We start from the raw sequence: 13,303 nt of genomic DNA on the forward strand, positions 1-13,303 counted from the left end.
GGGGAGGTAGTCGTGCGCGTAGCCGGGGCCGGCGGCACATGGGATTCCTACGGCGGCGAGCCCGGCGGCTCACTGGATCAGGTGAGTTATTCGCTGCACCGGGCGACCGGCGGTTGTTCGCTGCTTGATGGTCAGGCAGGGGTTGGCTTCGTACCGACGATGCCCCCGGACCCGAGCGGCGGGGAGCGGAGCACCGGAAGCCATTCATGCATACTCGCTGGAACGCGTTTCAATAATAGTGTCCTACAACAGGTTTCGTGATTGAATACCTTCTGTCGTGCCTTAGTCCTCACAACGCCAAGGTGCGGCAACCGCAGATAGACAACGACCCCGGCCTCCTCCATTACCAGGAAGCCGGGGTCGTTCGGCATGAAGCCGAACAGGGGCCAGTTCGGTGAGTTCGATGTGCGCGACCCGTCGTGGTCGCCTCGAGACGGCAGTTCCGGGCCTGGGTCGCGCCGGATAGACCCGGCGAGACCGAATCAAGAAAAGTCTCTTCATGTGGTTTCGCTCTCACCGAGGGGGTGCGGCCAGGCGGATCACGGCCTGGAACGGATCACCGCCCCAGTCGACGACGCGCGGCGGGATCACGAATGTTCCTGGCCGAAATGATGGACAGCCGGGTCGGACTTCCCCTCGTATGGAGTGGAATCCATCACAGATCGATGGCGGGGAGGCGGGTCCTGCTTGTTCATGCGCTGCTGCAAGCAATGCATAGAGTGAAACATGTTGCAGCACAACCTTTTTCGTCGCAGGATGTATCGTCTCGGGTGGTACGGTCGCGCGGTGGTACGGGGGTCGGCGGACTGGCTCCGCGAGATCGGTGACAGGCTCAGGGCTCTTGCGCCGGGCATGGGTTCGGCAGCCGCGCAGCCATCGCGCGGGGCCGCAGAAGGTGTAGAGAAGGGCGTCGAGACAGCGGTCGGAAAGGACCTCGAGGCACGAGGTCCGATCGAGCGAGCCGCGTCCGGGCTCGGGCGGGTGGAAATCAATGATCGCCCCACCCCCGAGGCGAGGGACCGTGCGCCCGGGCCGATGTCGCAGCAGCCCTCGCCGGCGGCCCGGCTCGCCCCACTGGGGGAGAACGTGTCACGGGAGGCCGTCGTTACCGGTAGCAGCGCGATGAACCTCGCCTTCGGAACCCCACTTCGCCTCGTAAGCGACCTCGATGTGAAGGTATCCGAGGCCGCCTACCGGTACTTACGAGAGCAGCCCGGCTGGTCGGAACACCGATTCTCGGATGGGGCGACAGCGTTGAGAAACGGGGACCTCGAGGTCATGCATCAGCGCACGTACGAGCCTTCGCATGGCGAGCTGGCCGGTCGTGCGTGGCGCACGCCGGAAGGTATCTGGGTCGCCAGTCTTCCCGATGTCTATGCCTACAAGGACGAACGCAGGCTCGCCGGGGATATCGAGGACCTCGAGTTGATGCGGGCCCGGTTGCTCGATCCGACCCGGCCTCCTTTGCCCGCGCGCGTGATGCAACGTGAAATCGACGCTGTACGGTCCTTCCTACCGGAGCAAGCCCTCAACCACCCCGATGCCGACACCGCGATCCGGCTGGCCGCCAACGGCAAACACATCACCTCCACCCTCTACGGCGACCCCGACATCGGACGAGCCAACACGCTCTTCGGTGACCTCGAACGGTTCGAGTATCAAGTTCCCGCCACGTACCACAACGGATTCGACCTCGATCACGACGGGCGCCTGCTGCAAAAACACCTGGACAACATCGGCGCCCAACCCCACGAGCGACTCGATGCCGCGGTGGCCGACACCTACAGCGACGCCAACTACGGCGACGGCCGCAAAAAGAACAACCCCGACGGCTACGACGAACTACGCTCGGGCGAGCTGTCCCGCGCTCACGCCCTGTCCCTCGGCTACGACCCCGCGCGCGCCGACCGCATCCACGACATGATCCTGGGCACCGCCTTCGACGAACAAACCAAAGCCCAGGCCGGTAAAAACCACCCGGACCCCCTCGTCCAAGCCATCGCCGGCGTCGATCTGCAAACACTGGCCGAACCGCACTCACTGGAAGGCGGCTTCGACCTGGCGCCGGAAGACCTGTCCTCGGCACGCCACTCCCCCGACCGGATCCTCGGCCGCACCATGATCGAAAACGATGTGCGCATCCGATCCACCGAGGAAGGCATGCGCCACATCGACGGATACGCCAACTACCGACCCGTGATCGACGGCAGAGTCGCCGACCGCACCGTCATGGACGCCTTCGCCAACCGCATCGCCGGCGATGCAGGCTTCCGCGACCCCGTCAAAGGTCACCAATACCCACCCACCTGGACACTCGACAACCCCCAGATGCGCGCCGAACACACCGAAGCACAGCGAGAAATCGCGGCAAAACTCGCCGACCGCGACATCACCGCCACCCAAGCCCACCACATGGCCAAACAACACGGCCAAGCAATGCAAGAGAAGTACGGATCAGCAGCAGACTGAAAAAGTCTCGGAACCCCGTAGAAGCGGAAGTGGAACGGATCACCGGCCGAACACCCCACGGTCGACGCGGCCGTACGCGCAACGCGGAACGCCGGTACCACTGGTCCGACATCGGTGCGCGATGCCGGAATTTCCCGGCAATCCGGCACATGGGGCCAAACGGTCGGAATCCGGCGGTAGACCATCTACGCAGATAATTCCCGGAGTCGGCACCACGTGGCGGGAACATTCACCCAGCTCAGCACCCTATCTACCGCAGATAGTAGGTCCCTGTCTGCGGTAACTGCTCAGCGTGACTTTCTCGCGGATGTTCCGGACCCCCGGATCTGCCAGGCGCATGCCGCGGCACGCTGGGGGCCGCGGATGGTACCGGCCGGCTCGACCCGCATCGGACCCGGATGACCCGCGGCTGTTCGGCGGTCGGGGGCCGCTACGTGAAACACGCCGTCTCCGAGGCGATCGAGTGTGCTTCGGCACCGCCGGGACGACCGGTGGCGGTCAGCGCCGGTCGGCACCGAATTCGGGGACGACCGCGTAGCGGCGCAACCGTTCGGCGGCCCGTTCGTCGGCGAGCTCGACGCGCAGGTCCGGGTTCTCGTGGTAGAAGCGGATCAGCCAGTACGTGGCCGCCGAGCCGATCGAGAGTTTCTCCGCGTGGATACGTTTCGTGACCCGGCGGCCGGGATTGCGGCCGGGGCGCGAGATCCGGATGGTGCCCTTGGAATTGTTGCGCGAGACCACCTCGATCTGTTCGATCGAGGTCCAGCTCACCATATTCGCGATCGAGGTCTTGGTGGGCAGCACGATATGCATCGGCGTCAGCACCAGCCGGCGGATCTCGGGGCGCCGCGCGTACACACAGAGATACAGCAGGAGCAAAGCCGCGGCGACCAGGCCCGGCCACGGTGGCACCGGTGGATGCGGGTTCAGGGTGAGCGTGCCGGTCCAGGTGCCGATACCGAAGATCGCGCACACCGCCGCCAGGCTCAGGAAACAGACCACCAGGGCGACCTCGTACCCGAGGGAGCGGCGGATCACCAGCGTGTCCTGGTCGCTCGCGAATCGCGCGCCCTCGATCCGAATCCGGGAACGCCCGCGTGAGGTCGCCGAGAGCATCGGCAGGTAGGAGGCGACCCAGACGGCGGCCGCGATATGGATCGCCGGTTGTAACGGTTGCCCGGAGTCGAGTGCGAGCACGGCCTGTGCCAATAGGAAAGTGGCGAGTACGGCCACGAGGAACACCGCCGGATAGGTCCAGCCGTTCAGGTTTCCGCGTAGTTCCCGCGGTGGCGGGAAGTAATCCCGGTCCGGAGCCGGTCGCGGATCGGTCGCCGCATCCGGCCCCGCACCGGCCTCCGGCTCCTCGGGGGATACGGTCTGCGGCTGGCTTGTCATCGGTACTACCTGTACTTCAGGATTCGATCGGGCGCCTGCGATGATATCGGCAATCCGAGGGCAACTCCGCCTCGTGCCGGGTGACGTCTGTGCGCCACCCGCCGTATCGACCCCGGCCACGCGGCCGCGTCACCGTCCGGCGGGCGGTCGCGGCGCGCGATACCCCGTGTCACCGCCCGGCTGCGGTTCGCGCGGTTCAGGATTCGACAGTGGCCGGGGCAGTGTCCGCCGCCGGAAACCGGTCGATCCACGCTTCGACGATCAGGAGCACCGCGATCACCGGTAGTACCGCGAGCATGCCGAGCGGCGGGCAGCGACGCCCGCGCGGGTCTGCTCAGCGCACCGGTGAGCCATCCGGGTTTCACGGGGCTGTGACCGCTCGGCTCCGGCCACAGCGGCCCGGCCCGGCGCCGACTCCGGTGACCTGCTGCGCACCAGCGGTTCTCCGCCCTACCGGACCAGATCCCCGCGTACCTCGTCGGTCAGCCGGTGTGCGTGGTGGCGGCGGGGCGGCGGTAGCGGACGACCGGGACACCGTCATCGACGGTGATCGTCGCGGCCACGCCGTAGACGTCGCGCACGAGTTGTTCGGTGAGAGTTTCGGCGGGACTGCCGTGTGCGGCGACCCGGCCGCGGTCCAGGACCAGCAGGTGGTCACAGAACATCGCGGCGAGGTTCAGATCGTGCAGGGCGACGACGGTGGTGAGCGGCAAGCGCGTGACGAGCTCGAGGATATCGAGCTGGTGGGCGATATCGAGGTGATTGGTCGGTTCGTCGAGCAGCAGTTCCCCGGGCTCCTGGGCCAGCGCCCGGGCGATCTGGGTCCGCTGCCGCTCGCCACCGGAGAGGGTGCTCCAGTAGCGGTGCGCGTGGCCGGCGAGGCCGGTATCGCGCAGGGCCCGGTCGATCGCCGCGTCCTCGTCGCTGTCCTGGCCGAACAGATCGCGGTGCGGAATGCGTCCGAGCCGCACCACATCCCGCACGGTGATATCGACCTCGGTGTGCGCGTGCTGCCCGACCATGGCGATCCGGCGAGCCGACGGGCGGCGGCCCAGGCGGTGCAGGGGAGTGCCATCGAGGGTGACGCTGCCGCGGTCCGGTCGTGCGATACCGGCCAGCAGGCGTAGCAGTGACGATTTGCCGGAGCCGTTCGGTCCCAGCAGGCCCACAGTCTGCCCCGGTTCCGGACGGACGGTCACCGCGTCCACGACGAGGTGGCCGCCGCGGGTCCAGGACAGATTCTGTGCGTGCAGGGTCACCGGGTGCTCCGCCGAGTCGGGACGGGTGGCCCGGATGCCCGGCCCGTCACGGCGCGCTCCGGGTGCGGAACAGCAGCAGGGCGAAGGCGGGTACCCCGATGAGTGCCGTGACGACGCCGACCGGGACCTCCTGCGGCGCGAACACGGTCCGGGCCAGCGCGTCGACCCAGACCAGCAGGATGGCGCCCAGTACCGCGGTCACCGGGATCAGCCGGCTGTGCCGCGGGCCGACGAGGAAACGCGCGGCGTGCGGCAGCACCAGTCCGAGGAAACCGATCGCCCCGGCCGCGCTGACCAGTACCGCGGTCATCAGCGCGGTGATCACGAGCAGGATCGTCCGGGTCCGGCCGACCGCGACGCCCAGGGTCGCGGCGGTCGAGGAGCCGAAGGTGAACGCGTCCAATGCGGAGGCGTACCACCGGCACAGCACCAGTCCGGCGGCGCAGACCGCCGCGGTCGTGCCCACATCGGTCCAGCTCGCGCCCGCGAGCGAACCCAGCAGCCAGAACAGGATGCCGCGAGTACGTTCGGCGTCGGCCGAGGACAGGACGACGAACGAGGTGAGCGCCGAGAACAGCTGGGTGCCGGCGACACCGGCCAGGATCACCTTCGCGGTGCCGCCCCCGGCTCCCGCGGCCAATATCAGCACCAGCCCGAACGATACGAGCGCACCGAGGAACGCCCCGGTGGACAGCGAGATCAGGCCGCCGCCCACCCCGAGGACCGCCACGAGTACCGCACCCGTCGACGCGCCGGAGGAGATTCCCAGCACGAACGGATCGGCGAGCGGATTGCGCAGCAGCGACTGCATGACCACCCCGCATACCGCCAGACCGGCGCCGCAGATCGCGGCCAGCAGCGTCCGTGGCAGCCGCAACTGCCAGACGATGCCCTCGCGGATCGGCGAGACGGCCGCGGTGCCGACGCCGAGTTTCTCGAACAGCACGGCGTAGACATCGCCGACCGACAACTCGGCCGGCCCGATGGTGACGGTGAAGGCCATGGAGACGACCAGCACCGCCAGCCCGGCCGGCACCAGCGCCGCCCGCACCGGGGCGCGGGCGAGCCGGACGGCGGTGTTCGCGGCGGTGGAGCTCAAGAACCGTAGCCCCATCGCTCGAGGGCGTCGGCGACCTTCTCGACCCCGTCGACCGTCCGGATGGAGGGGTTCATATCGGCGCCGTTGACCACGATGTAGCGCCGCTCGCGCACCGCGGACAGTTTCGCCGTCACCGGATTCGACTCCAGGAACGCGATCTTGCTGTCCAGCGCGTCCCCGGCGAGACTGCGCCGGCTCAGGTCGGCCAGGACCAGGGCGGTGGGGTCGCGGTCGAGGAGGGTTTCCCAGCTGACCTGCGGCCATTCGTCGGTGGTGTCGGCGAAGACGTTCGTCGCGCCGACCGCGTCGGTGATGATGCCGGACGAGCCGCAGCAGCCCGCGACGTAGGGCGTGGCGGTATCGGCGAACCAGTAGGCCAGCGAGACCCGCTCCGCGGCGATCCGCCCGGCAGCGGCCGTATAGCGGTCACGCAGTTCGGTGACCAGCCGTTCACCGCGATCGGTGACATCGAAGATCGCGGCCAGCTCGCGGATCTCCCGGTACACCGAATCCATGGTCAGCGGTTCGGTGCGGGCGCCGTCGGCATTGACGCTGTCAGCGGTTTTGCCGTCGCAGTCGGTCGGCGAGAGGTAGGTGGGAACGCCCAGTTCGGTGAACTGTTGCCGCTCGGCCACGCCACCGGGGCCGAGAGTGCCGCCGAAGGAGGCGGCGACGAAATCCGGTTCGGTGTCCAGGACCACCTCGAACGAGGGCTTGTTGTCGGCCAGCCGGGGCACCCGCGCATTATCGGCCGCCAGGTTCTCCCGTACCGGATCGGTCCAGGTGGCGGTGCCGGCCATCCGGTCGGCCAGGCCGAGCGATAGCAGGATCTCCGCCGCCCCCTGGTTGAGCGCGACCGCCCGCCGCGGCGGCGCCGCCACGGTGACCTCGACGCCGCAGTTGTCGATCGTCATCGGATAGCCCTCGGCGGATCCGGCGACCGGACGGTCCGGACCCGGCGCGCCGGCGCATCCGGCCAGCAGGAGGATGGATACCGCGGCGGTGACCGCCAGGGAGAAGAACCGCGTCACGGCGTGGACTCCTTGCGTCTGGGCCTGTGCGCGAGGCCGGGAATCGAGCTCGGCGGATGAGCGATCGGACTCCACCTCGCGGGTGTCACCGTTGCGCGCCAGTCCCGGATTCGCACCGGGTTCCCTCATCACACCGCGACCGCAGTGCGGCCGCCGACCATGCTATCCGACACCGAACTGGACGTTCGACCCGCTCGGTACGGCGTACCGGCCGGGCCGAATGCGACGGCGATTTCCTGCCAGCGCGCACCGTATGTCCTCGCCGATGCTCATAGGGCACGAACGGAAATCGCGAAAGGAACGACATGTCGGAAAAAATCGTGGTGGTCACCGGGGCGACCCGTGGAATCGGACGCGCCACCGCGACGGCGTTCGCCCGCGCGGGCTACCGGGTGATCGTCACCGGACGCCGCGCAGCGGCGGTGGAAGCCGTGGTGGGCGACCTGCGGTCGGCAGGGCTGGCGGCCGAGGGAGAAATCCTCGACGTGTGCTCGGTGGACAGCGCACGGTGCCTGCACGATTCCCTCGCCGAACGACACGACCACATCGATGTGCTGGTGAACAATGCCGGCATCCTGCCCGAGGCCACCGCCACGGGCACGGTGAACTTCGCCCATCCCGGCGCCTTCGCCGAGACATTGATGACCAACACCTTCGGCCCCGCCAATGTGATCGAAGCGCTGCTGCCGCTGGTGCGCCGCGCACCGGCCGGGCGGATCGTCAACATCTCCACCGAGATGGGCTCGCTCACCGAGCAGCGCAATCCGGAGTCGGCGTACTACTCGATGGTGGTCCCGGGTTACCAGGCGTCGAAGGCGGCACTGAACAGCATCACGGTGGGCTTGGCGAAATCGCTCGCCGATACCGCCGTCCGGGTGACCTCGGTATGCCCCGGCTTCGTCGCGACCGAATTGGCGCCCGCGGCGGCCGATGCGCCGACGACACCGGAGCAGGCCGCCCAGATCGTCCTCGCGGCGGCGGAAGCGCCGGAGGTGTCCACCCGGGGTGCCTTCGTCGGCGCGCAGGGCGCCATCGCCTGGTAGGAAGTGCCTGGACTGCTCAGCCCTGTTCCCGGCCGGTGCCCGCGGCGGCCGTGATCGCCGCGGCGGCGTACCGCACGAAGGCCGCGACCTCATCGCGGTTCCCGGACCAGTCGTCCACCGCCGCACCCAGATAGCCGTCTCGTGCCCGCCGCAGCAACGCGGCGTGCGCGGCCGGGGACCGCGCCGCGAGACGCTGGGCCGCTTCGGGTTTGGAGACCACCGCGCCGGTCTCCGCGGTGACCCACATCCGGGCCAGCGTCAGGACGGTATTGCGCTCATCGCCGTCCACACCGGCGATCAACGCGGGCAGGCTCTCGGTGACGGCGCGGACCAGGTCTCCGGGCGGGACGGGATCCAGCAGCCGATCGGCGGGCGGCCCGGCCAATACCACCGACGAGTCGCGCACCATGCCGAGCAGGATCGCCAGATCGGGGTCGGGCGGGGGCGGCCCGACGGTGCCGCGCTCGAACTCCGCCCGCATCCATTCGCCGTACACGAACTCGGCGCGTGGTGGGAAGTGCCACGGCACCACCGCGTCGCGCATGACCACGGTCAGTTCCACCGGCCTGGCCTCGCCCGTGCGGGGCCACCGTCCCGACTGCCGGAGCAGTCGCTCGGATAAACGCGTTCGCAGCTCGTCATCGAGAGCCGCGGCGGTGACCGCCAGGAAATCGAGGTCGCTGTCGTACTGCAGGCCGCTGGTCACCGCCGACCCGTAGAGGTACAGGCCGAGCAGGTCGGCACCCAGCAGTCCGGTGACGATTCGTGTGATCGGGGCGGTGTCGGCGGCGGGATCGGCAGGTGGTGTGGGCACGAATCCACGGTAGAGAGGTACTTCCGAAGGTCTGGTCGTGGTGGGGAACTCGTGCATGGGGAGGACGCAGGATCGGGGTTTTCACGGAGGTGGCCGGCGGGGCAGTTGGTCTAGGTTCTGGTGAGAGTCCGGCCCGGGCCGGTCGGGGCGGGTCGTCGAACGAATCGGGACAGCGAGGTCGTGGGTATGGGTGCGGTTCGGACGATCACCGGTCCCGGGCGTGAGCTGTCCGGACCCGAGGACCCGCAACCGGTGCGCTGGTCGTGGCCCGCGCGGGTGGCGTTCCGGTTCGGCACCGTCTACGGCGTGATCTTCTGCGTGCTGATCGGGCAGATCCTGTTCGTCTTCGCCGGGTTCACCCATCAGTTCCTGCCCGATACCGCGCCGATGTGGCCGCTGATGGCGGCCGAGCCGGTACTGACGTGGGTGGGGCAGACGGTGTTCGGCATCGATGCGCCGTTGCACCGGGATTCCGGCAGTGGTGACCAGGCGATCATCTGGGTGATGGTGTTCACCGCGCTGGTGGTGGCGGCCGTGGCGGCGGCGCTGTGGTCGGTGCTCGACCGGCGGCGCCTCGCGTACCCGCGGGCCGGCGCATGGTTCCTGACGATTCTGCGGTGGTGCGTCGCCGGGCAGATGCTGTTCTACGGCATCGCCAAAGCGGTACCGACCCAGATGCCGCCGCCGCCGTTCTCGGCGCTCATCCAGCCCTTCGGCCAGCTCTCACCGATGGCGGTGCTGTGGCTGCAGGTGGGTAGTGCGCCGGTGTACGAGATACTGCTCGGGGTCGCGGAACTGGTCGGTGGCCTGCTGCTGCTGGTACCGCGCACGGCCACCCTCGGGGCGATGCTGAGTGTGGTGAGCATGGCGCAGGTGTTCGTGCTGAATATGACCTTCGATGTGCCGGTCAAGATCGTATCGTTCCACTTGCTGGTCTTCTCACTGATCCTGCTCGCCCCGCAGGCCCGCCGTTTCGCGGATTTCTTCCTGCTGGCCCGCCGTGCCGATCCCGCCGTGCAACCGCCGCTGTCCACGAGCCGGCGGGGCGCGCGGATCGCCGGCTTCGCCGAGGCGGCGGTGGGTATCTGGCTGGTCGCCGGAGTGGCGGTGGCCGGCTGGTCGAGCTGGTGGGATTACGGCGGCGGTGCGCCGAAGCCCGAGCTGTACGGGCTGTGGGAGGTCACCGAGTTCCGGATGGAGGGCCGGCCGGTACCCCCGCTGCTCACCGACCCGGATCGCTGGCAGCGCCTGGTGATCGAGACCGAGGGCGTGGTGTCGTGGCAGCGCATGGACGGGGCGTTGGTGACGGTGCCCGCACAGGTCGACGCGACCGCGCACACCCTCACGGTCGCCGCTCCCACCGGTACCGGTCCGGCGGGCATACCGAGCGCCGACTTCGTCTTCGACCGTACGGAACCCGGCATCCTGCGATTGGACGGAGAACTGGACGGACGGCCGGTGACCATCGACCTCCGCGCGACCGATCCCGCTACCTTCCCGCTGAACGGTCCGCGGTTCCACTGGGTGCAGGATTATCCCGACCAGTAGCGAGCCGCATACCCGCCTCAGGATTGTGGCGGAATGACTCCGGGCTGGTCGGGCGCGCGCTGTCCGGGCACCGGTCCGGTGATACCGGGCTGCCCGGCCGGATCCGAGAGCGGTACCGCGGTCGGTTGCGGTGCCGCGGGTGGTTCCGGCTCGGGCGGATTCGCGGGAGCGGGTGGCTGTTCGGCCGCGGGCGGTGGGAGGGGCGGCGTCGGCGCGGTATCGGTGGGGGCGGGCTCTTCGGGGGGCGCCGAGCCGTCGGTCGGCCGGGGGACCTCGGGCACCGGCGGTTGCGGGGGCCCGCCGTCGTGTTCCGGAGCCGGTGCGGGAGTGTTCTCCGGCGGTGCGGGACTCTCCGGTGTGGGTGCTGCCGGGGCGGAGTCCTGCCGGGGTGCCGGCTGATCGGGGTCGTTGCCGGACTCGGGGGCCGCGCCGCCGGGCGCGCCGGAATCTCCCGCCGCCGGTGCCGAATCCACACCGACCGCCGGATCGACCTGAGCGCGGGGCGCCGGCGGCGGACCGAGTGGCGGCAGTGGACCGGGGGCGGCCGGCGGTTCGGGCAGCGCGGGTACCGCGGTACCCGCCGCGAGATAGGCGGGTTTGTAGACCATGTTCATGGTGAGGATCGCTTCCTGGCGCAGCACCTCCTGCACCATTTGCGCGTCGATCACCTTGGCCGCCTCCAGCAGCCGGGCCAGCGCGCCGACCGGGCCGGAATCCCCGGGCGGTACCACCGCGATCTTCACCGCTTCCGCGGCCGCGGCCACCGCGCCCAGGCGCAACCCCACCTGACCGAGCACCCCGGCCAGCTCCTCCACCGAATCGGCGAAACCGCGGGTGCTGGCGAAGGCGGCGTCGGCGGCCTCACCGTCCCATTCCATCGCGTTCATCACCCGGTCCGCGCCGGCGCGGGTCAGCGGCAGCGAGGTCTGCAAGGTGGTGGCCGCATGCATCCAGGTGCCGGAGATCCGCAGGATCTCACCGGCATCGATCTGCTGGGTGGCCCGGTAGATGTCCTCGTGGCGCATGGCTTCGAAATGTTCCATGGCGCTGATGTAATCGGGATCGACCCCTGTCATGGGACCTCCTTCGAAGCGGGTGCCTGCGGTCCGCGGAGTCCGCGACGAAGGCGGAGGGACCGGCGCACCGAACCTTCTTCGCAGCGGGTACATGTGCCGGCGGAGGTCGTAGCGAAGGCGGAGGTAGCGCCCCTCACCGGTCGAGCCTCGCTTCGAGGGCGCGCACCGCGGCGGCGTTGGCCGCGTCGGCCTCGTCGTAGAGCCCGCCGCTGACCAGGAACGCTTCCTTCATCCGGTAGGCGGCTTCGATGTAGTGATCGAGCAGGGCGGCGGCGTCACGGGCCTTGTGCCCGAACCCGGCCTGGAGCTGCTGCGCCGAGATCAGGCCCCCGAAACCGTGTGGATCGGAGGCGTCTTCCAGACGCTGTCGCAGATAGATGAGCCGGTCGGCCTGGCGGTCGTAGAGTTCCGCGCAGCGGCGCGCCGCCTCCGGATCGAATTTGACCGTTCCCGCATGGGCTGCCTGGCGGAACCGGACGATCTCGGCGCGGCTGTCTTCGATCTTCATGACTGGCGTACCCCTCCGTCGGTCAGGCCCAGCGTAGCCGGAACCGGTGGCCCGGGGCACCCGGTCCGGTGCGATCGCGGCTCAGCCGGGAATCCGCTTCTGCAGATGCGCGGCGAGTTGTTCGGGGGAGGCGGGCACCATGTGCACCTTCTCGTCCGCCTTGAGCAGATAGCGGCCGTCGTTCTCGACATCGAGCCAGGTGTAGTGCAGTGGCGGCGGTGGGTTCGGCCGGTCCAGACGGGATTCGATCCGGATGTGGCCGTCGGCGGTGTGCGGGGCGCACAACAATTTCCGGATCAGCGGCGCGGCACGTTCTTCCTGGATGACGGTTTCGGTATCGCGGACCGCAGCGGCCGAGGCGGTGCGGGCCGGATGGCGGCCCGCGGGCGCTTTCGGCAGCAGTGCCGCCAGGCGGGCACCCAGTTTGGTGCGGTGTCCGATCGAGAGCTGGACCGGCCCGCCGAATTCCCGGGTACGTCCGGGGGCCTGGACCGCCAGTACCGCGCGGTCGTGGACGACACAGCCCAGTACGCGCAGTTCCCGGCCCGGTTCGGGCGCCCCGCCGATGGCGATCACCCGGGTCTGCGGCAGGGCGAGAATACGCAGGCAGGCATCGAGATCGGGATCCGGCGGGAACCGCTGGGCGAGTTCGTCGCGCAGGAGCCGGGCGTCGCGCTCGGTGCGCGGTGACTCGAGTACCCGCAGCGGGTAGGGGATCCGGTCCAGGTCGGCGCGCCGCCATACATGCGCGAATTCGTCGGGGGTCAGGCTCCAACTCACGCGGAATCACATCCTCACCGAAACCTGCGCGGGCCTTCTCAGCCTATCGGTTGTTCGGCGCCGCACCGACCTCGGCACGGCCCGGGCCGGTGAACCCGGGGCCGGACACAAAACCCGAATACGCGGTGGACGAGGTCGTTCTCGGGTTTACTCGTCGGCACGGACGACGATGTCCTGTTGTGGCAGACCGGGTTGGAGGTCGGTTCTTGCGGGTGCTCGGGACGGACGACGCCGAGACGGAGACCGTGGCGCGGCGGGGTGCGGCCCGCCGGCCGGGCGCG

11 protein-coding genes and 1 riboswitch are annotated in these 13,303 nt (G+C 69.2%); of the genes, 3 read left to right on the forward strand and 8 right to left on the reverse strand.

Features of this window, described 5'->3' with window-relative positions:
- Positions 1-726 precede the first annotated feature (726 nt).
- Positions 727-2,469, forward strand: coding sequence for a hypothetical protein (locus ON38_RS26255; RefSeq protein WP_157181908.1), 1,743 nt, complete (start codon positions 727-729; stop codon positions 2,467-2,469).
- 498 nt (positions 2,470-2,967) lie between these two features.
- Here the strand turns inward: ON38_RS26255 and ON38_RS26260 are convergent, their stop codons facing one another.
- The 4 genes from ON38_RS26260 to ON38_RS26275 all read right to left on the reverse strand — a co-directional run bounded on the left by ON38_RS26260 (position 2,968) and on the right by ON38_RS26275 (position 7,136).
- Positions 2,968-3,864, reverse strand: coding sequence for a hypothetical protein (locus ON38_RS26260; protein WP_039827699.1), 897 nt, complete (start codon positions 3,862-3,864; stop codon positions 2,968-2,970).
- A 482-nt stretch (positions 3,865-4,346) separates the two neighbouring features.
- Positions 4,347-5,123 (reverse strand): ABC transporter ATP-binding protein, encoded by a 777-nt coding sequence (locus tag ON38_RS26265; RefSeq protein WP_039827700.1) that lies wholly within the window; start codon positions 5,121-5,123, stop codon positions 4,347-4,349.
- Positions 5,124-5,169: 46 nt separating this feature from the next.
- Positions 5,170-6,126 (reverse strand): FecCD family ABC transporter permease, encoded by a 957-nt coding sequence (locus ON38_RS26270; RefSeq protein ID WP_245564214.1) that lies wholly within the window; start codon positions 6,124-6,126, stop codon positions 5,170-5,172.
- Between the two features lie 92 nt (positions 6,127-6,218).
- Positions 6,219-7,136 (reverse strand): ABC transporter substrate-binding protein, encoded by a 918-nt coding sequence (locus ON38_RS26275; RefSeq protein WP_083873105.1) that lies wholly within the window; start codon positions 7,134-7,136, stop codon positions 6,219-6,221.
- A 154-nt stretch (positions 7,137-7,290) separates the two neighbouring features.
- A riboswitch (cobalamin riboswitch) is annotated at positions 7,291-7,423 on the reverse strand.
- Positions 7,424-7,558: 135 nt separating this feature from the next.
- Here ON38_RS26275 and ON38_RS26280 point away from each other — a divergent pair.
- Positions 7,559-8,296 (forward strand): SDR family NAD(P)-dependent oxidoreductase, encoded by a 738-nt coding sequence (locus ON38_RS26280; protein WP_039827701.1) that lies wholly within the window; start codon positions 7,559-7,561, stop codon positions 8,294-8,296.
- Between the two features lie 16 nt (positions 8,297-8,312).
- Here the strand turns inward: ON38_RS26280 and ON38_RS26285 are convergent, their stop codons facing one another.
- A complete protein-coding gene (locus ON38_RS26285) occupies positions 8,313-9,110 on the reverse strand; it encodes an aminoglycoside adenylyltransferase family protein (protein WP_051165199.1) in 798 nt (265 codons plus the stop codon).
- Between the two features lie 186 nt (positions 9,111-9,296).
- Between ON38_RS26285 and ON38_RS26290 the strand changes: the two genes are divergently transcribed.
- Entirely contained in the window at positions 9,297-10,658 is a 1,362-nt protein-coding gene (locus ON38_RS26290) for a hypothetical protein (protein WP_039827702.1), read from the forward strand.
- A 17-nt stretch (positions 10,659-10,675) separates the two neighbouring features.
- Here the strand turns inward: ON38_RS26290 and ON38_RS37950 are convergent, their stop codons facing one another.
- The 3 genes from ON38_RS37950 to ON38_RS26305 form a co-directional block, all read right to left on the reverse strand.
- Positions 10,676-11,734 carry a hypothetical protein gene (locus ON38_RS37950; protein WP_039827703.1) on the reverse strand — a complete coding sequence of 353 codons (1,059 nt, stop codon included), beginning with the start codon at positions 11,732-11,734 and terminating at the stop codon, positions 10,676-10,678.
- 133 nt (positions 11,735-11,867) lie between these two features.
- Positions 11,868-12,242, reverse strand: coding sequence for a hypothetical protein (locus ON38_RS26300; RefSeq protein WP_039827705.1), 375 nt, complete (start codon positions 12,240-12,242; stop codon positions 11,868-11,870).
- 81 nt (positions 12,243-12,323) lie between these two features.
- Entirely contained in the window at positions 12,324-13,022 is a 699-nt protein-coding gene (locus ON38_RS26305) for an ESX secretion-associated protein EspG (RefSeq protein ID WP_039827706.1), read from the reverse strand.
- Positions 13,023-13,303 lie beyond the last annotated feature (281 nt).

The organism is Nocardia testacea NBRC 100365 (assembly GCF_000308775.1).
Taxonomy (GTDB): domain Bacteria; phylum Actinomycetota; class Actinomycetes; order Mycobacteriales; family Mycobacteriaceae; genus Nocardia; species Nocardia testacea.

What these genes read in the sequence shown, in the direction of transcription:
- ON38_RS26275 (WP_083873105.1), bottom strand. Translation starts at nt 7,136, where the DNA reads ATGACGATCGACAACTGCGGCGTCGAGGTCACCGTGGCGGCGCCGCCG.
- ON38_RS26300 (WP_039827705.1), bottom strand. Translation starts at nt 12,242, where the DNA reads ATGAAGATCGAAGACAGCCGCGCCGAGATCGTCCGGTTCCGCCAGGCA.
- ON38_RS26280 (WP_039827701.1), top strand. Translation starts at nt 7,559, where the DNA reads ATGTCGGAAAAAATCGTGGTGGTCACCGGGGCGACCCGTGGAATCGGA.
- ON38_RS26270 (WP_245564214.1), bottom strand. Translation starts at nt 6,126, where the DNA reads ATGGCCTTCACCGTCACCATCGGGCCGGCCGAGTTGTCGGTCGGCGAT.
- ON38_RS26290 (WP_039827702.1), top strand. Translation starts at nt 9,297, where the DNA reads ATGGGTGCGGTTCGGACGATCACCGGTCCCGGGCGTGAGCTGTCCGGA.
- ON38_RS26260 (WP_039827699.1), bottom strand. Translation starts at nt 3,864, where the DNA reads ATGACAAGCCAGCCGCAGACCGTATCCCCCGAGGAGCCGGAGGCCGGT.
- ON38_RS26255 (WP_157181908.1), top strand. Translation starts at nt 727, where the DNA reads ATGTTGCAGCACAACCTTTTTCGTCGCAGGATGTATCGTCTCGGGTGG.
- ON38_RS37950 (WP_039827703.1), bottom strand. Translation starts at nt 11,734, where the DNA reads ATGACAGGGGTCGATCCCGATTACATCAGCGCCATGGAACATTTCGAA.